The sequence below is a fragment of the Komagataeibacter europaeus genome (assembly GCF_002173515.1).
In the GTDB taxonomy this organism is placed as follows: domain Bacteria; phylum Pseudomonadota; class Alphaproteobacteria; order Acetobacterales; family Acetobacteraceae; genus Komagataeibacter; species Komagataeibacter europaeus.
Window position 1 is genome coordinate 2,695,194 of record NZ_CP021467.1, and the last position, 18,477, is coordinate 2,713,670.

Genomic DNA, 18,477 nt, shown 5'->3' on the forward strand with positions numbered 1-18,477 from the left:
CGATGCGTTTTTCAGATCGAGAAATACTTCGCGTGCGGGTTGAAAATCACCAGCGCCGAAGTGGACTGTTCGGGGTGCAACTGGAAGCCATCGGTCAGGGATACCCCGATTTTCTGCGCATCCAGCAGTTTCAGGATCGGCTCCTGCTCCTCCAGCCGGGGACAGGCGGGATAGCCGAAGGAATAGCGTGACCCGCGATAGCCCTGCTGCAGCAGTTTCGCCATGTCGCGGTCATCCTCGGCGGCGAAGCCCATTTCGGCGCGCATGCGCTTGTGGGTGTATTCCGCCATGGCTTCCGCCATCTCCACCGACAGGCCATGCAGGTAGAGGTAATCCTTGTACCGGTCCGCCTCGAACCATTCACGCGCGCGGTCGGATGCATCCTGCCCCACGGTCACGACCTGCAGGCCGATCACGTCGCGCCGTGCATCATCGATATCGCGCACGAAATCGGCAATGCAGGCCCCGTCCGCACGCGGCTGGCGGGGCAGGGTGAAGCGGGCGACCTCGGTCGCGCCATCCTCGCCAAACAGCACCAGGTCATTGCCTTCGCCCGCCGCCTTCCAGTAGCCGTAGCTTGCCTTGGGGTGCAGGATGTCCTGCTCCGCGCACAGCGCCAGCATGTGGCGCAGCACGGGACGCAGTTCCTTGCGCGCCCAGACCATGAAGTCGTCCAGCGAGCGGCCCTGTTTGCGGAAACCCCACTGGAACTGGTACAGCGAACGTTCATTGAGGAACGGCAGCACCGCCTCCGGCGTCGCCTCCAGCACGCGCGGCCCCCAGAAGGGCGGCGTCAGCACGGGTTCATCCGCCGTCAGTTTTTCACGCCGCGCCCGGGCCGCAACCTTGTCCACGGGGCCGAAGCCACGGGTGGCTGCATCCTCGATATCCTGCGTGCGATTGCTGCGGCTGGCCTTGCCCGCGCGGCGCGACTGGATGGCGGCAAGGTAGGTGTCGAATTCACCCTGCACCACCTTGTCCATAAGCGACAGGCCATCGAATGCGTCACGGGCGTACGCAACCCGGCCCGCTTCGCCATAGGCCGCGGTGCAGTCCTCTTCCACGTAATTGCGCGTCAGCGCGGCACCGCCCAGCATGACGGGCACATCAAGGCCCTGACGCTGCATTTCCTCAAGGTTTTCGCGCATGATGACGGTGGACTTGACCAGCAGGCCGGACATGCCGATGGCGTCCGCCCTGTGCTCGCGCGCGGCCGCGATCATGTCGGCCACCGGCACCTTGATGCCGAGGTTGATGACCTGATAGCCATTATTGGTCAGGATGATGTCGACCAGGTTCTTGCCGATGTCATGCACGTCGCCCTTCACGGTGGCCAGCACCATGGTGCCACGGGCCTGCCCTTCGGTGCGTTCCATGTGGGGTTCCAGCCAGGCCACGGCGGCCTTCATCGTCTCGGCGGACTGCAGCACGAAGGGCAGTTGCATCTTGCCCGCGCCAAACAGTTCGCCCACCACCTTCATGCCATCGAGCAGCACGGTGTTGATGATGTCCAGCGGGGCCATGTCGCGCATGGCTTCGGCCAGGTCGTCTTCCAGCCCCTTGCGGTCGCCATCGACAATCCGGTCCTTCAGGCGTTCGGGCGCGGTTTCGGCCCGGGTTTTCTTCACCGCGTCGGCGGCCTTGCGGTCGGCAAAGATTTCAAGGATGCGCTGCAGCGGGTCGTAGCCTTCGGCGCGACGGTCGAAGATCAGGTCCTCGGCCACCTTGACCTCATCGGCGGGGATCAGGTGCAGCGGGCGGATCTTGGACACATGCACGATCGCCGCCGTCATGCCCGCGCGCACCGCATGGTCAAGGAAGACCGAGTTCAGCACCGCGCGCGCCGCCGGGTTCAGCCCGAACGAGATGTTGGACAGCCCCAGCACGATCTGGATATCGGGGAAGCGTTCGCGGATCAGGCGGATGCCCTCCAGCGTCCATTCACCCAGCTTGCGGTCATCCTCGGTCCCGGTGCCGATGGTAAACGTCAGCGGGTCGATCATCAGGTCGGACTGCGGCAGGCCATGCTTTTCACATGCGAATTCGACCAGCCTTGTCGCGATGCGCAGCTTGTCTTCCGCCGTCTTGGCCATGCCCACTTCATCAATGGTCAGCGCAATGACGGAGGCACCGAACTTGCGCGCCAGCAGCATGCGTTCGTTGGCGATCGCCTCCCCATCCTCGAAATTGATGGAGTTGATGATCGGCTTGCCGCCATGCAGTTTCAGGGCGGCCTCGATGACCGGGGTTTCGGTGGAATCAATGACCAGCGGCGCGTTGACCGAGGACGTGAAGCGGGTGACGACCGCGTTCATTTCGCGCATTTCATCACGGCCGACAAAGGCGGTGCAGATATCAAGCGCGTTCGATCCCTCGGCCACCTGTTCGCGGCCAAGGGCCACGCAGCCATCCCAGTCGCCGGCTTCCTGCAACTGCCGCCATTTTTTCGACCCGTTGGCGTTGCAGCGCTCACCGATCGAGAAATAGCTGTTTTCCTGCCGCAGCGGCACCTGCGAATACAGGCTGGCAACCGACGGGATCCATACCGGTTTGCGCGGCACGGGGGCGGGGCGGATGCGGCCCGTGCCCTCGGCGCGCTTTCGCAGCATCTGGTCCAGCGCCTGCGTATGCGGCGTGGAGGTGCCGCAGCACCCGCCGATCAGGTTCAGCCCGTCCTCTGTAATGAAACGTTCGACCCAGCTTGCCATTTCGGCGGGCGTCAGCGGATAATGCGTGGTGCCATTGACCAGTTCGGGCAGGCCCGCATTGGGCTGGACCGAAATCAGGCCGGGCCAGTTTTCGGACAGCCAGCGCACGTGCTCGGCCATTTCCTGCGGGCCGGTGGCGCAGTTCAGGCCCATCAGCGGCACGTCCAGCGCGTTGATGACGGTGGCGGCGGCGGCAATGTCGGGGCCGACCAGCAGCGTGCCGGTGGTTTCCACCGTGACCTGCACGAAAATCGGGGTGTCCACGCCCATCTCGGCGCGCGCGATCTTGGCGCCGTTGACGGCGGCCTTGATCTGCAGCGTGTCCTGGCACGTCTCGATCAGGAAGCAGTCAACGCCGCCTTCGATCAGGCCACGGCACTGTTCGGTCAGGCCCGCTTCCAGCGTGTCGTAATCGATATTGCCCAGCGAAGGCAGCTTGGTCCCCGGCCCGATGGAGCCGACCACGTAGCGGTGGCGGCCATCGGCAAAGGTCTCGGCGGCTTCGCGCGCCAGATGGCCCGCCGTGCGGTTGATTTCCCGCGCGCGGTCCGCCAGCCCGAATTCGGCCAGCGTTATGGGCGAGCCGCCAAAGCTGTTGGTTTCCACCATGTCGGCCCCGGCCTCGAAATACCCGCGGTGGATTTCGCGCACCAGTTCGGGACGGGACAGGTTCAGGATTTCGGTGCAGTTTTCCTGACCCCAGTAATCACGCTCGACCTCAAGGTCCAGAAGCTGTACGCGCGAACCCATGCCGCCGTCACACAGCAGGACCTGATCGCGAAGGGCATCGAGAAGATGGGGACGAGTGGTCATTGTTATCCTGATGTCTCATGAAGGGGACACGGCGCGGACTGGCGTTCCGCCGCCAGGTATCCGGTAGCTGTCTTGCATAAAGTTATGTCCGGTGCCCTTTATTCCCTTAACTTTCGGCTGGTGTCCAGCGTCATTGCCCAAATGGGGAAGGCGCGCGCCCATATGGATGAATGGAGAATGTCATGACCCGTGACGGGCGTATTGCGCTGGAATTCCTGACCGATCGCGCCGCCATCCATCCGCGCGCCGATACCCTGCTGGTGGTGGGCGCGGGGAATGCCCCGGCACAGGCGGCATCGTGGGCCGGGGTCGTCACGGTGGACCGGCCCGCCGCGTCGCCGTTCATGCACGCGACGGGGTGCGCGTGCTGCACGGGGCGCGGCGGGGGACTGGCGGCGGTGCTGGGCGATGTTTTCCGCAGGCGCGCCACGGGCGACCTGAAATGGTTCGACCGCGTGGCCGTGCTGCCGCCCGGTGGGCAGGCGGCCGCCTGGCGGGCTGCGCTGTCAGGCGACGTTCTGGTCAGCGCGCGCTTTGCCGTGCGGTAGCTTCCACGGCAAAAACGGTCCCGTTAAGGAACCCTTTGCTTTCTGCCCCTAGTCTGGACCGCGTGAATGGACAGAGCGTGCAAAGCAAAAGGGGTGCCGTGGGCCATACAGACCAATCAGCGGACCCGGACGGACGCGGGCAGGCGGATACCCGCCACGCGCCGGAACTGATCCGCCTGCAGGCGGTGCTGCGTGCGGCCCGTTTCCATGGCATTGACCTTGACGTGCGTGATTTCGCCGGCGAGGCCGGGCAGACCGTGCCCACCATCCCCGCCCTTGCGCGGTGGGTGGAGGAAAACGGTGGCAGCGCGCAGGGCATGCACCTGCAATGGCGTGAAATCGTGCGCCTGCGCGACGTGCCGCCGGTTGTCCTCATGTTCATGGACGGGTCGGCGGGCCTGATGGTCGGCGCGGACGCGGCCCGTGGCGTCGTCTGGCTGGCCGATCCCTTCGCCGGTCCAGACACGTCCCCCGTGGCGGTGGATGCATTGCGGCTGGAAGGGGTGTGGAGTGGCGACGTGCTGCTGGTCCGTGGCGGGCAGGACGGCGCACGCAGGGAAGACGCGGTCAATTTCGCATGGCTGCGGCGCATGGTGCTGGGGGAACGCCGGCTACTGCGTGACGTGGTCATCGCCTCCATGGTCATAAGCGTGCTGGCGATCTTTCCGCCGCTGATCGTCATGCAGGTCATTGACCGGGTGGTGAACTTCCATTCCATGTCCACGCTGGTTTCCCTGACCGGGCTGGTGGGGGTGATGTCCTTTTATGAAATCCTGCTGACCTATGCCCGGCGCGAGATCACGCTGGTGCTGACCACGCGGCTGGATACGCGCATATCGCTGGCGGTGTTCGACCGCCTGCTGGCCCTGCCGCTGGAATTCTTCGAACGCGAGCAGGCGGGCAACGTGATCGGCCGCGTCAGCGCGATCTACAAGGTGCGGCAGTTCATGACCGGGCGGCTGCTGGGCACGTTCCTGGACCTGTTCACCCTGCTGGTCGTCATGCCCTTCCTGTTCTGGCTCAGCACCACGCTGGCCTGCCTGACGGTGGTTGCCGCCGCGCTGATCGGGGTGGTCATCCTGCTGGCCATGCCAGCCGTGGGGCGCCTCATGGGGCGGCAGGTCCGTGCCGAGATGGAGCGCAGCGGCGCGCTGTATGAAACGGTTGCCGGCATCCGCACCATCAAGACAATGGCCCTGGAGCCCGTGCGGCGCGAAGTCTGGGATGAAAAGACCGCCAATGTGGTGACCGCATCCCTTGACGCGGGGCGCATGGGCAACTGTGTCGCGACGGCGGTCATGCCGCTGGACCTGTTCATCAATCGCGGCATCATCCTGATCGGGGCGTATCTGGCCATTACCTCCACCACATCGGGGATGGAGGCCGGGGCGCTGATGGCGTTCACCATGCTGGGTGGCCGGGTCGCGGCCCCGCTGGTGGGCATGGCGCGGCTGATTGACGACCTGAACGAAGTGCGCAGCGCGCTGGCGGAAGCGGGGTCCGTCCTCAACCGTCCGACGGAAACCCGGGCGCTGACCACCGGCCTGCGCCCGCCCATCCATGGCGCGCTGGCGTTTTCGGATGTGTGCTTCACCTATCCCGGCGCGTCCACGCCCGCGCTGTCGGATGTCACGTTCAGCGTGCCCGCGGGCACCATGCTGGGGCTGGTCGGGCGCAGCGGGTCGGGCAAGTCCACCATCACGCGCCTGCTGCAGGGTGTCAGCCGCAGCTATACCGGACACCTGCGGCTGGATGGCATCGACCTGCGTGAAATCAACCTGACCTACCTGCGCCGGTCCTGCGGGGTGGTGCTGCAGGACAATTTCCTGTTTCGCGGCACCATCCGCGACAACATCATCGCAGGCCGCCCCGGCCTGACGCTGGAAGACGTGGTGCGCGCCGCCCGCCTGGCGGGGGCGGAAGAATTCATCGAACGCATGCCGGCAGGCTTCGATACGTGGATCGAGGAAGGGTCCACCAACATATCCGGTGGCCAGCGCCAGCGCCTCGCCATCGCGCGCGCCGTGATTTCCGACCCCAGGCTCATGATCCTTGATGAAGCGACATCCGCCCTCGACCCGGAAAGCGAGGCGGTGGTCAACGCCAACCTGCGCCATCTTGCGCGCGGACGCACGATGGTCATCGTCTCGCACCGCCTGGCCTCGCTGGTGGCATGCCACCAGATCTGCGTCATGGACCATGGGCAGGTGGTCGATATCGGCACGCATGACGAACTGCTGTCGCGCTGCACCATCTACCGTACGTTGTGGATGCAGCAGAACCATCCCGATGACTGCGGTAATGGGGAGGGGCCGCCTGCCGTCTCCCATATGCACGGTGACGCGGCATGAGCGGCCATGACCTTGTGCCCCCCACGCCCGAGGCAGCGGAGGAATCCGGCATGCTGTCGGTCCTGCCGCCACCCGCGGCGGATGTGCCCACCGACCTGCCCCCCGCGCTGCTGGCGTTCTATTCCCCTTCCGCCGCGCTGATTGACCTGCCGCCATCCGATGCGGCGCGCTATGTCATCTGGCTGGTCGCGGCACTGGCCGGGGCGGGGCTGGCGGCCATGACGTTCTTCCCGCTGGACCGCGTGGTCAGCGTGAATGGCCGCCTGACGCCGTTTGACAATACGATGGTGCTGCAGCCGCTGGAAACCTCCATCATCCGCACGGTGGAGGTGCATGAGGGCGATACCGTGCACAAGGGGCAGGTGCTGGCCCGGCTGGACCCCACGGTGACGGATGCGGATGTCACCAACATGCGCCGCCAGGTCGCGGCCTACCGGGCGGAAGTCGCCCGCCGCACGGCCGAAGCCGAGGGCCGCCCCTATACGGCGGACATGAACGATCCGGCATCCGTGCAGGAAGCTGCCGCCTATCTGCGCCGTCAGGCGGAATACACCGCCCAGATGTCCAATTACGACCGGCAGGTCGCCGGGCTGGAAAGTGAACTGCAGGGATATGAGGCCAGCGCGGCGATGTATGCCGCCCGCGCCCGTGTCGCGCGTGATGTGCAGGACATGCGCGTGCGCCTGCAGCATGAACAGGTGGGCAGCAGGCTGTCCACGCTGGCGGCGCAGGATACGCTTATGGAGGTCACGCGCTCGCAGGTGTCGGCGCGCCATTCCGCCGACAGCACCCGCGCCCGGCTGGAGGCGATGAAGGCCCAGCGCGATGGTTACGCCAGCAACTGGCACGCCACGGTGTACCAGGACCTTGCGCTTGCGCAGCACCGTCTGGCGGATGCCGATGGCAGCTATAGCAAGGCGGTGCTGCATCATGACCTGATTGTCATGCGGGCCGACCGTGACGCGGTGGTGCTGAGTATCGCGCATCTGTCGGCGGGGTCGGTCATTCAGGCCGCGACCCCGCTCCTGACGCTGGTGCCGACGGGGGGCCATCTGGATGTGGTGGCCACGCTGCGCGGGGTGGATGCGGGCTATGTGCGGGCCGGGGATCCGGCGCTGCTGAAATTCGCGGCTTTCCCCTATACCCAGTATGGCGGAGGGGAAGCGACGGTGCGCGTCATAAGCCCCGATTCCTTTACCACCTCCGGCGGAAGGCCTGGCGCCAGCGCCGAACAGGGAGGGGATACGGGCGATACGATGAGCGCCTATTATCGTGTGCGCCTGTCGATCGACCGGTACACGCTGCATGGTGTGCCGCCCTTCTTCCGTCCCCAGCCGGGCATGCCGGTCGAGGCGGATATCCATGTCGGGCGACGCACCATCATGCAGTACCTGCTCAACCGCCTGCTGCCTGCCGTGACCGACGGCATGCGCGAACCCTGATCGGGGGACGGCGTTGGTGCGCAAGTTGCTGTCCGGCCTGCTGGGCGGGATCACGCCTGCGGCCCGTTTTCGCCATGCGTGCCGCCTTCTGGAACATGAAGGCCGTTCGGCACAGGGATTCGCCCTGCTGGGACGCCTTGCGCGCGGCGGCATGGTGGCGGCGCAGTATCAGGTGGCGCGTGCCTACCTTGATGGCAATGGCGTTCCGCGCAGTCCGGTCGAGGGCGTGCGCTGGATGCACGTGGCCGCGCGCGCCGGGCATGTCGAGGCCTGCTTTTCCCTTGCCCTGATGCTGCTGGTCGATCCACCAGGGCGAGGCGGGGATCACAGGGGGGCCGATGGCCTGCTGCCCGTGGCATGGCCGGAGGGCATCGACCAATGGCCCGACCCGGCAGCCGCAACCGGCTGGGCACGGCAGGCCGCGGAAGGGGGACTGCCTGATGCGCAGGCCCTGTACGGGTACCTGCTGGCGACCGGCCCGCAATCCGTACGCGACCCGCAGGCCGCGCGGATGTGGTGCGAACGTGCGGCACAGGCCGGTTGCCCGCAGGGAGACCTTGGGCTGGCGGTCACCCATTTTGCGGCATCAGGCCAGATGCCGGGCAGCGATCCCGATGCCGTGGCGGCCCTGATCCGCGCGGCGGATAGCGGGTTGCCGACCGCGCAGTACATGCTGGGCCTGCTGCATGACCGGGGCTGGGGCCTGCCGCTGGATATGGCGCAGGCCGAACAGTGGTATGCCCGCGCCGCCGTGCAGGGCGTGCGCCCGGCACAGGCGCGTTATGGTGCGCTGCTGCTGAAGGATGGGGACGGCAGGCCACGCAACGCCATGACGGCGGAGACATGGCTGCGCCGTGCCGCCCTTGCCGGTGACCGGGAGGCGGCGGCCCTGCTGGGGGACCTGCATGTGCATGGGGAAGCCGCCCTTCCCGGCGACCATGAAGCGATGATCTGGTACCGCCGCGCGGCGGCGCAGGATCATGCGGTGGCGTGCCGCATGCTGGCGCTGCTGTACACGCACGGGCGCGGGGCCGCCGCTGATCCCGTGCAGGCCCGCCACTGGCTGGAACGCGCGGCTGAACTGGGTGATGTCGCGGCCATGACGGACCTTGCCGCATCACTGGTGGCGCAGGGACGCGAAGCATGTTCCGCGCCGGATGCGCGCCTGCCCGATTTCATGCCGGCGGCACGGGCGGGGGATCCGGTTGCGGCCTTCAACCTTGCTGTCTGCCTGCATGACGGGGTGGGCGGCGTGACGGATCCGGTGCAGGCCGCGTCATGGATGGAACGGGCCGCCCGCGCGGGGGTGGTCAATGCCGAATACTGGTACGGGCGCATGCTGCTGAAAGGGGACGGGGTTACGGCTGATCCCGATCAGGCCCGCCGCTGGCTGGAACGCGCCGCCGGGCATGGACTGGCCGAGGCCTGTGTGGCCGCCGCACAGTTGCGGCTGGAAGGGCTTGGCGGCCCGCGTGACCATGCGGGCGCGCTGGCGCTGTATCATCGCGCGGCACGGATGGGCCGGGTTGAAGCCATGTTTTCCCTTGGCGCGATGTATGGCGGTGGCCACGACCTGCCGCCGGACCGGACGCAGGCATTGCACTGGTTCACGCAGGGTGCCGAAGGGGGCAACGCCCTGTCGCAGTTCATGCTGGGCCGGTACCTGGCCAGGGGGCTGGCTGGTCCCGTGGACCGTGCGCGTGCGCGCTACTGGCTGGAACAGGCGGCTGCAGGCGGCGTGCGCGCGGCACGTGATGAACTGGATCACATGACGCATGCGGACGAACATGCCCCATAGTGAAGCAGGCGGCACGACAGGACCGGGCGCGGATGTCGTGGGGGCCATGCGGCATGCGCGCCATCTGGCTGAACAGGGACAGCACGGGCTGGCGCTGGCATGGATGGAACGCGCGGCGCGGCTGGCCCCGACGGACAGGGGCGTGCTGTACGCGCTGGCGGCCGCCCGGCTGGGTGCGGGTGATGGGGGTGGCGCGGCCCGCGCGATTGAAACGGTCATGGCGGGGGGGGAATTCCGCGCGGGCCTGCGCCTGCACATATTGGCGCAGTGCATGATCCGCGCCTGGCCGCAGGCGGCCCGGCTGCTGGGGCGTTTTTTCACCTGCTATGGCTTTGACCCGGCCCTGTGTCTCCCGGCGGGACTGGTGTGTCGCCATATGGCGTTGCGGGGCTGGTGCGCGCTGGATCCTGATGGCGTGCTGCACTGGGGCGCCCTGCCGGAAGGCCACGCGCCGGAAGTAATGCTGGACGGGCAGGGATGGGTGCCCCGGCAGCATGACGGGCAGTGCGTGATGCTGCCCCGGTACTGGCGGCAGGCCCATGATATCGTGGTGCAGTATGAGGGCACGCCCCTGCTTGGCGCGCGGCCGGACCGGGCGGCGCTGTTGCATGTGACCGGGGCGGTGATGGCCGATGGACAGGGCATGACGGGCTGGGCCTTCATGCCCGCGCGACCGGATCAACCGCCCGGACTGTCCATATCCGATGATGCCCATGGCCGGCGCGCGCCTGTCCTGTCGCGGCAATGGGGGACCGGATGGGATGATATCGCGGGTCCGGGCGTGCCGGTATGGGGTTTTGGCATGGCGTGGGCCGATCTCGCGCCACAGGGCATGGTGCATGTGACCCTGTCTGACGGGCGGCAGCTGACCGGCTCCCCGCTGCCGGTGTGCCTGCCCCGTGCGCGGCAGGTGTTCCCCAACATGCGGCGACGGGTGCGCATCCCCGCCAACCTGCCCGGGCGTGCGGCGCGCTGCCGGGTGGTGATCCCGGTTTATGCCGACCGGGTGCGTACGCTGGCCTGTCTGGACAGCATGTTCGACACGCTGGCCCGGCGATCGGATGGCACGGCCACGGAAATCATGGTGGTGGATGATGCGACGCCGGATCCCGCACTGGCGCTGGCGCTGGACAATCTGGCGGGGGCGGGGCGGATCAGCCTGCGGCGGCATGATGCCAATCAGGGTTATCCGGCAGCGGTCAATACCGCGTTGTCCGATGCTGATGGCATGGATGTCGTGCTGCTGAACAGCGACACGCTGCTGGCCCCCGGCTGGCTGGATGAAATGCTGCGTGTGGCCTATGCGCGGGTTGATACGGGCACGGTTTCGCCCCTGTCCAATGATGCCTCCATCCTGACATGGCCCGACCCGGACCCGCAGGTGCCCCGTCCCTGTGACAGGGAAGATGTCCGTCACCTCATGGCGGCCAGCCTGCGGGCCAATGGGGGGCTGGATGTGGAAATTCCCACCGCGCACGGCTTCTGCATGCTGATCCGCCATGACTGCCTGCGCCAGACGGGTCTGTTCCGTCCCGAACTGTATGGAAGGGGATATGGGGAGGAAAATGATTTTTCCATGCGCGCCCGGCTGGCGGGCTGGCGGCATCGGGCGGCGGTGGGCGTATTCGTGGGGCATGTGGGCGGCGTGTCGTTTGGCGCGCAGCGCAGGGCGTTGCAGCAGCGCAACCTGTGGATCCTGAACCGGCTGTTTCCCGGTTATGACGCACTGGTGCAGGCGCATGTCGCGGCGGACCCGCTGGCAGCGTCCCGCCAGCGCCTGTCGCTGCTGGTGTGGCATCGCGGCGCGCGCAAGGCTGGGTATGAGGGCGCGGTCCTGCTGGTGACCCATGCCGGGACGGGGGGCGTGGCCCGCGTGGTGGCCCATCGCGCACGGCAGTGGGCGGCGGCGGGCTGTCGTCCGCTTGTACTGGAACCGGCCGCAGATGGGTTCACGCTGCGTGACGGCCGGCCGGAAGGGTCGTATCCGGCATTGCATTTTGCATGGCCGGAACAGGGGGATGCACTGGTGGCGCTGCTGCGCGCGCTCGGCCTGCGTCTGGTCGAGGTGCATCATCACCTGGGTCACGGCATGCGGGTGCGCGACCTGTGCGCGCGGCTGGGCGTGCCCTATGACCGGCATGTGCATGATTATGCCGGTATCTGCCCGCGCATTACACTGGTGGGGCCTGCCGGGCGTTACTGCGGGGAACCCGATCTGGCGGGCTGCCGGGCCTGTGTCCACGCGCTGGGTTCGCTGGTGGATGAGGAAGATGTGGACCGCCTGCGTCACGCCACGGCGTGTGAACTGGCCGGCGCGAGGCGGGTGATCGTGCCATCGGCGGATGTCGCCCGCAGGCTGGCGCGCTACGTCCCGGATGTTTCCTGTGAAACATCAGCGCTGGAAAATGACAGTCCCGCCCTGTCGCTACGCCAGTTCGCCGCCGCCTGTGCGGACCAGCCCGCATCCGGCCTGCCGCCGCGTAATGACCGCTACCGGGTCGTGGTGGCGGGCGGCATCGGGCCGGACAAGGGATGCGCGATCATGCTTGCGGCGGCACGTGATGCGCGCGCGCGTGACCTGCCGCTGGAATTCATCGTGGTGGGGCATACATCCGATGACGCGGCCCTGCTGGAAACCGGGCGGGTGTTCATTACCGGACGGTACGAAGGGGAAGAAGCGGTGTCCCTGCTGCGCGGGGCGATGGGGGATGTGGGGTTCGTGCCCTCCATCTGTCCCGAGACATGGTGCTTCACCCTGACCCAGCTATGGCGTGCAGGATTGCGTTGCGTGGCGTTTGACCTTGGCGCGGTTGCGGCCCGTATCCATGCGACAGGGCGGGGGAGATGCGTGCCGCCGGGGCTGCCCGTTCACCAATTGAATACGTTTTTGCTGTCTTATGCCCGGGCCGGGCATCCCGCCACGGCCAGAGTCCATCCATGATTTGAGCGAAAGAGGCCCGTCTTGATCGTTATTGCCCCAGCCCCTGCGCGTATGGTGTTGTGCCTTTCCGTGGCGGGATGCCGATAATGGAGGCCACGCGCCCCGCCGCGCAGGCGGGTGATATCCATGCCAGCGCACAGCTTATGCGGCTGGAGGGTGGCACGTACTGCATTTTCCACGCTTCGGCCCCGGCAGGCGCGGGGTTTGGCGCGTTATCCGGCATGCGCGTGACCACGCCACCCGGCATGGACGCGGTGCGGGTCAGCACGTTTGCCGCGGATGGCTGGATGGGCGCGCAGGGCGGGGCCGCCCTTGTACGCATGCCTGATGGGGGCGGCGCGGTGCTGGTCACCACCTATCGTGATCCGGTGCGTGACGGCGCTGCCCTGCCGGGGTTGCAGGTGGTCAGGTTGTCCGGCCCGTCGGTGGCGCCCGGCGCTGCTGCGCCCGCCCCGTCACCAGCGGTGGAGGCAGCCGGGGAAATCGGTGCAGGCAGCATGATTGCCCATATTCAGGGCCGGGGTGATATCAGCGCCCCGCTCGGGACGTGGATGGGCACGGGGGGCAGCGGGCAGTGGATGGAAGGCTTCGCCATCCAGCCCGCGTCCGGCCTTGGTGCGGATGACGTGGAATATCAGGCCATTCTGGGCGAGGACTGGTTTTCGCCGTGGGTGCGTGGTGGCGACTATTGTGGCAGCCGGGGCATGGCGTTGCCCCTGCTGGGCCTGCGGGTCCGGCTGAAGGGGGACGCCGCGCGGCAGTTTACCTGCCATATCGAGGCCTGCTTTACCGATGGCACCCGCTTGGGCCCGCTGGCGGACACGTCGGTCATGGCGCCTTCGCATGCCCCGCTGGAAGCCTTCCGGGTTGATATCCAGTCCCGGCAGGCTGCTCCGCCGCCATCCACATCCCATGATGGCGGGGCGGAAGAGGCATTGCTGGCGACCGTGCCCCATGACGAAACCAGACCCGATCCTGTCCCCCGCGTGCGGCGGGGCAGGCGTGCCCTGCCCGCGCGTGCGTCCATGCGTGAGCCCGAGGCGCCTGAAAACAGATCGGGCCAGCCCGTGCCATGGTGGCACCGCAGGTCCGGAAAGAACGCCGCGCCATCCACCGCCACGCCGCGCGACCGACGCCGCAAGGCGGGGCGGCGGCCACGCACCATGGCGGAGCCGTGAGCATTTACGGCCCGCCAGCATGTCCGGTTTGGAAACAGTCGGCATGCGGGGGAAAAAACCGGGGCGACGGGGCATGAAATACCTGTTCGTACACCAGAATTTTCCTGCCCAGTTCGTGCATCTGCTGCGTGACCTGCGGGCGCAGGGCGGCAATGAAATCGTTTTCATAAGTGAAACGGGACAGGGGCACATGCCCGGTGTGCGGCGGGTGTCCTATCGCCTGCCGCCGCCCGTGCGGGTGGCGGCCCCGGCCCCGGTGGCCGAACTGGCCCGCGCCATGCAGCGCGCGGCCGAGGTGGCGCGGGCTGCGCGCACCCTGCGGGGGCTGGGGTATGTACCTGACATCATCATCGGCCACCATGGCTGGGGCGAGATGCTGGAACTGGCTGATGTCTACCCCGATGTGCCGATGCTGGGCTATTATGAATTCTTTTATCATCCCACCGGGCTGGATGTGGGCTTTGATCCGGAATTTGCTCCCGCCGCTGGCGCGGCCCCCCTGGTCCGGGCGCGCAATACCCTGAACCTGCTGGCCCTTGCCGGGTCGGGCTGGGGGCATTCCCCCACCCGTTTCCAGCGCGATACCTATCCCGACTGGGCACGGCCACGCATAACACTCCTGCCCGAAGGGGTGGATCTGGAGCGATGCGCGCCCGATCCGCAGGCGACTGCACGCCCCTTTGCATTGGGGGATATTCACGTGGCGCCGGGTGAAAAACTGCTCACCTACGTTGCCCGTGACCTGGAGCCCTATCGCGGGTTTCACGTCTTCATGCGTGCCCTGCCGCATATCCTGCGCGAACGCGGCGACGTGCGGGTGATTGTGGTGGGGGGCGATGGTGTCAGCTATGGCGGTCGTGCGCCGGGTGGCCGGACATGGCGACAGCACATGCTGGCGGAACTGGGCACCACGCTGGATGCGGGGCGCGTCCATTTCGCGGGAAAGGTCGGCTATGGTGATTTCTGCCGCCTGCTGCAGCGATCGGACGCGCATGTCTACCTGACATACCCGTTCGTGGTGTCATGGTCGCTACGTGAAGCGATGGCCTGTGGCTGCGCCATCGTGGGGAGCCGGACACCGCCGGTCGAGGAATTCCTGCGCGATGGCAGGACAGCGCGTCTGGTGCCGTTTCATGAACCGCGGCGGATTGCCGCAGGCGTGCTGGAACTGCTGGAAGACAGGCGTCTGGCGCGCAGGCTGCGGGCCAATGTCCGTGCGCAGGCGGAGCGCACGCTGGACATGCACGCCTACATGGCGCGCTATCACCGGCTGATCGGCCAGCTTGCCGGAAGCGGGGCGCGCACCGTGCCGACCGATGCCGTTGCGTGACCGCCGGGCCGCATGGCCCGGCAGCCCGCAGGGCGTGGCTTACTTGCCCGCCACGGCCTTGACGGATTCAAGGATCACTTCGCCGGCGACCTTCTTGTCGGCCCAGCCTGCGACCTTGACCCACTTGCCCTTTTCCAGGTCCTTGTAGCGGGTGAAGAAATGTTCGATTTCCTTCAGCACGATCTCGGGCAGGTCTTCCAGCTTCTCCACCTTGGAGTAGTAGGGATGCACCTTGTCATGCGGCACGCAGATGATCTTTTCATCCTGCCCGCTTTCGTCTTCCATGCGCAGCACGCCAATGGGGCGCGCGCGCACCACCACACCCGGCACCACGGCGGCGGGCATCAGCACCAGCGCATCGGTCGGGTCGCCATCGGCGGCCAGCGTGTTGGGAATGAAGCCATAGGCTGCGGGATAGACCATGGGCGTGAACAGGATGCGGTCCACCACCAGCGCGCCGCTGTCCTTGTCGATCTCGTACTTGACGCCTGAACCCTGCGGGATTTCGATCACGACGTTGATGTCGTTGGGTACGTCCTTGCCGGGGGAAATCTTCGATACGTCCATTGCTGTTCAGGCCTCCTGCCGCCTGTATGTGCGTTAAGAGCCGCCCCAGAGTGTTGCGGCATGAATTAACGGGGGATGACGGTATATCTCTCCCCGTTTCCTGTGCAAGTCATGTTCCGTGGCAGAATGCCCGGCCATGAGCCAGATCATGAAGTTGTTTTTTTTATGGCGATGTGGCCATCTGAATGGAAAAAATTACGCGGAAAAAGGCACGTGGATCTTGCCAAATCCCTCCACATGCGCGAGATCAGGGGCTGCCTGCGCGCCCGTAGCTCAATTGGTTAGAGCGGGCCGCTCATAACGGCTTGGTTGCGGGTTCAAGTCCTGCCGGGCGCAGGCTTTTTAGCATGCAGCACAGCGGTCATGGCTCCGTGCCAGTCCGGCCGTGCGGGTGACTTGCCATTTTTCTTCAGTTTATCAGGAGCCGACCGTCATGGCCGCCACGCAATATGTCTATGTGATGAAGGACCTGACCAAGGCGTATCCGGGTGGGCGTGAGGTCTTCAAGGGGATTACCCTGTCCTTCCTGCCCGGCGTCAAGATCGGCGTGCTGGGCGTCAACGGCGCCGGTAAATCCACGCTGCTCAAGATCATGGCGGGCGTGGAAAAGGAATTCGGCGGCGAGGCATGGGCGGCCGAAGGCGCGCGCGTGGGTTACCTGGAACAGGAACCCAAGCTGGATGAAAGCCTGACGGTCGGTGAAAATGTGGCGCTGGGCTTTGGCGAACTGAAAAAGGCCGTGGACCGCTTCAACGAGATTTCGATGAAGTTCGCCGAACCCATGTCCGATGATGAAATGAACACCCTGCTGGCCGAACAGGCCGAACTGCAGGAAGTGATCGACGCGGGCGATGGCTGGGAACTGGACCGCAAGCTGGAAATTGCCCTTGAGGCCCTGCGCTGCCCGCCTGCCGACAGTCCCGTGGACAAGCTGTCGGGTGGTGAACGCCGTCGCGTGGCCCTGTGCCGCCTGCTGCTGGAAAAGCCCGACCTGCTGCTGCTTGATGAGCCGACCAACCATCTGGATGCGGAAAGCGTGTCGTGGCTGGAAAAGACGCTGCGTGATTATGAAGGCACCGTGATGGTCATTACCCATGACCGTTACTTCCTTGATAACGTCACCAACTGGATTCTCGAACTTGAGCGTGGTCGTGGCTACCCGTTCGAAGGCAACTATTCCTCCTGGCTGGAACAGAAGCGCAAGCGCCTGGCGCAGGAAGAAAAGGAAGAAAGCGCCCGCCAGCGCGCCCTTGCGGCCGAACAGGAATGGATCGGTTCCTCGCCCAAGGCCCGTCAGGCCAAGAGCAAGTCGCGTATCGCGCGCTATGAGGAAATGCTGGCCCAGAATAACGAGAAGGGCGGCGGCGTCGCCGACATCATCATTCCGCCCGGCCCCCGCCTTGGTGGCACGGTGATCGAGGCCGAGGACCTGCGCAAGGGCTTCGGCAACCGCCTGCTGATCGATGACCTCAGCTTCAAGCTGCCGCCGGGTGGCATCGTGGGTGTGATCGGGCCGAACGGCGCGGGCAAGTCCACCCTGTTCAAGATGATCATGGGGCAGGAAACGCCTGATAGTGGCACGCTGACCATCGGTGAAACGGTGAAGCTGGGTTATGTGGACCAGTCGCGCTTCAGCCTTGATGACAACAAGACCGTGTGGGAGGAAATCTCCGGCGGGACGGATGTCATCTATCTGGGCAAGCGGGCCGTGCCGTCACGCGCCTATGTCGGTGCCTTCAACTTCAAGGGGCCGGACCAGCAGAAGAAGGTGGGCGTCCTGTCGGGTGGTGAACGTAACCGCGTTCATCTGGCCAAGATGCTGCGGCAGGAAAGCAATGTCATCCTGCTCGATGAGCCGACCAACGACCTTGACGTTGATACCCTGCGCGCACTGGAGGAGGCCCTGGCCGAATTCGCGGGCTGTGCGGTGATCATCAGCCATGACCGCTGGTTCCTTGATCGTCTGGCGACCCATATCCTCGCCTTTGAGGGGGACAGCCACGTCGAGTGGTTCGAGGGCAACTTCCAGGCCTATGAGGAAGACAAGCGCCGCCGCCTCGGCCCGGATGCGACCGAGCCGAGCCGTATCAAGTATCGCCCCATCGAACGCTGATTCCATTTGCCATCGGCAACATTATCTGCCTTCAATACTGGTCAGGTGCACGCACCTGCCACGATGGAGGCAGTCATGGGATGTCGATACCACATACAGACCGGCCACCTGCAGCTTGATCCGGTCTCCTGGACCGATCTGGAAGATATTGTCCGGCTCAAGGCCAGCGCCGGTGTGACCGGGCGTCTGGCCGGTGGCGTGTGCAGCCGTGTCCTGAGTGAACAGGACATGATGACCGACCTCATGACATGGGGGCGTGAAGGCGTGGGGATGTTTGCCGTGCGCCAGCAGGACCGTTTTATCGGCCTTGCAGGCGTGCAGCCTTCCTCCACCACGCCGGATTGCCATGAACTGCAGTTCGCCATCGTGCCCCATGCACGCGATACGGCCCTGTCACGACAGGCCACCAGCATGGCGCTGGCCTTTGCCCATCAGGCTGGGGTGGGGCGTGTCATTTCCTATGTCCGTGAAAATGATATTGTCGCCCGGCAGGTTTTTGGCGGGGCAGGCATGAGCCTGTGTACCGACCAGCCGGAAAACTGTGGGCCGGATATCCTGCTGTATCACAGCCTGCGCGGGGTGCAGGCCGGCAACGCCGTGCATTGACCGGCGGTTTCTGACACCGTATGTCTGCTATATCATCACAATAATGCCTGATCCCTTCAGGAACGGATTGCCCATTCCATGG

11 protein-coding genes and 1 tRNA gene are annotated in these 18,477 nt (G+C 65.9%); 10 read left to right on the forward strand and 2 right to left on the reverse strand.

What is annotated here, in order from left to right; translation table 11 throughout:
• Positions 1 to 11 precede the first annotated feature (11 nt).
• Positions 12 to 3,521, reverse strand: a complete 3,510-nt coding sequence (metH, locus tag S101446_RS12465) for a methionine synthase (RefSeq protein WP_087608476.1) — start codon at positions 3,519 to 3,521, stop codon at positions 12 to 14.
• Positions 3,522 to 3,703: 182 nt separating this feature from the next.
• On the opposite strand from metH, the gene S101446_RS12470 reads away from it, so the two are divergent.
• From S101446_RS12470 to S101446_RS12500, 7 genes are all read left to right on the forward strand, one after another.
• A complete protein-coding gene (locus S101446_RS12470; protein WP_042719149.1) occupies positions 3,704 to 4,069 on the forward strand; it encodes a hypothetical protein in 366 nt (121 codons plus the stop codon).
• Between the two features lie 98 nt (positions 4,070 to 4,167).
• Complete coding sequence (locus S101446_RS12475; RefSeq protein WP_042710814.1) at positions 4,168 to 6,420, forward strand: peptidase domain-containing ABC transporter; 2,253 nt, start codon at positions 4,168 to 4,170, stop codon at positions 6,418 to 6,420.
• Positions 6,417 to 7,862, forward strand: a complete 1,446-nt coding sequence (locus tag S101446_RS12480) for an HlyD family type I secretion periplasmic adaptor subunit (RefSeq protein WP_087608477.1) — start codon at positions 6,417 to 6,419, stop codon at positions 7,860 to 7,862. The genes S101446_RS12475 and S101446_RS12480 overlap by 4 nt, the downstream gene beginning before the upstream one ends.
• Before the next feature lie 13 nt (positions 7,863 to 7,875).
• Positions 7,876 to 9,660 (forward strand): tetratricopeptide repeat protein, encoded by a 1,785-nt coding sequence (locus tag S101446_RS12485; protein ID WP_087608478.1) that lies wholly within the window; start codon positions 7,876 to 7,878, stop codon positions 9,658 to 9,660.
• On the forward strand, positions 9,638 to 12,601 hold the full coding sequence (locus tag S101446_RS12490) for a glycosyltransferase (RefSeq protein ID WP_244184231.1): 2,964 nt from the start codon (positions 9,638 to 9,640) through the stop codon (positions 12,599 to 12,601). The genes S101446_RS12485 and S101446_RS12490 overlap by 23 nt, the downstream gene beginning before the upstream one ends.
• Positions 12,602 to 12,687: 86 nt before the next feature.
• The gene (locus S101446_RS12495) at positions 12,688 to 13,779 is read left to right on the forward strand and encodes a hypothetical protein (protein WP_087608480.1); all 1,092 of its coding nucleotides are present in this window, start codon (positions 12,688 to 12,690) and stop codon (positions 13,777 to 13,779) included.
• A gap of 73 nt (positions 13,780 to 13,852) precedes the next feature.
• Positions 13,853 to 15,109 carry a glycosyltransferase gene (locus S101446_RS12500; RefSeq protein ID WP_087608481.1) on the forward strand — a complete coding sequence of 419 codons (1,257 nt, stop codon included), beginning with the start codon at positions 13,853 to 13,855 and terminating at the stop codon, positions 15,107 to 15,109.
• Between the two features lie 39 nt (positions 15,110 to 15,148).
• On the opposite strand, the gene ppa is transcribed toward S101446_RS12500, so the two are convergent.
• Positions 15,149 to 15,676, reverse strand: coding sequence for an inorganic diphosphatase (ppa, locus tag S101446_RS12505; protein ID WP_010508257.1), 528 nt, complete (start codon positions 15,674 to 15,676; stop codon positions 15,149 to 15,151).
• A gap of 262 nt (positions 15,677 to 15,938) precedes the next feature.
• Between ppa and S101446_RS12510 the strand changes: the two genes are divergently transcribed.
• The 3 genes from S101446_RS12510 to S101446_RS12520 all read left to right on the forward strand — a co-directional run bounded on the left by S101446_RS12510 (position 15,939) and on the right by S101446_RS12520 (position 18,395).
• A tRNA-Ile gene (locus tag S101446_RS12510) sits at positions 15,939 to 16,012 on the forward strand.
• A 97-nt stretch (positions 16,013 to 16,109) separates the two neighbouring features.
• Positions 16,110 to 17,789 carry an energy-dependent translational throttle protein EttA gene (gene ettA / locus S101446_RS12515; RefSeq protein ID WP_087608482.1) on the forward strand — a complete coding sequence of 560 codons (1,680 nt, stop codon included), beginning with the start codon at positions 16,110 to 16,112 and terminating at the stop codon, positions 17,787 to 17,789.
• Positions 17,790 to 17,852: 63 nt separating this feature from the next.
• Positions 17,853 to 18,395 carry a GNAT family N-acetyltransferase gene (locus tag S101446_RS12520; RefSeq protein ID WP_087608483.1) on the forward strand — a complete coding sequence of 181 codons (543 nt, stop codon included), beginning with the start codon at positions 17,853 to 17,855 and terminating at the stop codon, positions 18,393 to 18,395.
• Positions 18,396 to 18,477: the final 82 nt, after the last annotated feature.

Bases quoted from the DNA above. Each gene is read 5' to 3' on its own strand.
- metH (WP_087608476.1), bottom strand. From the start codon at position 3,521: ATGACCACTCGTCCCCATCTTCTCGATGCCCTTCGCGATCAGGTCCTG.
- S101446_RS12470 (WP_042719149.1), top strand. From the start codon at position 3,704: ATGACCCGTGACGGGCGTATTGCGCTGGAATTCCTGACCGATCGCGCC.
- S101446_RS12480 (WP_087608477.1), top strand. From the start codon at position 6,417: ATGAGCGGCCATGACCTTGTGCCCCCCACGCCCGAGGCAGCGGAGGAA.
- S101446_RS12490 (WP_244184231.1), top strand. From the start codon at position 9,638: ATGCGGACGAACATGCCCCATAGTGAAGCAGGCGGCACGACAGGACCG.
- S101446_RS12495 (WP_087608480.1), top strand. From the start codon at position 12,688: ATGGAGGCCACGCGCCCCGCCGCGCAGGCGGGTGATATCCATGCCAGC.
- S101446_RS12500 (WP_087608481.1), top strand. From the start codon at position 13,853: ATGAAATACCTGTTCGTACACCAGAATTTTCCTGCCCAGTTCGTGCAT.
- ppa (WP_010508257.1), bottom strand. From the start codon at position 15,676: ATGGACGTATCGAAGATTTCCCCCGGCAAGGACGTACCCAACGACATC.
- ettA (WP_087608482.1), top strand. From the start codon at position 16,110: ATGGCCGCCACGCAATATGTCTATGTGATGAAGGACCTGACCAAGGCG.
- S101446_RS12520 (WP_087608483.1), top strand. From the start codon at position 17,853: ATGGAGGCAGTCATGGGATGTCGATACCACATACAGACCGGCCACCTG.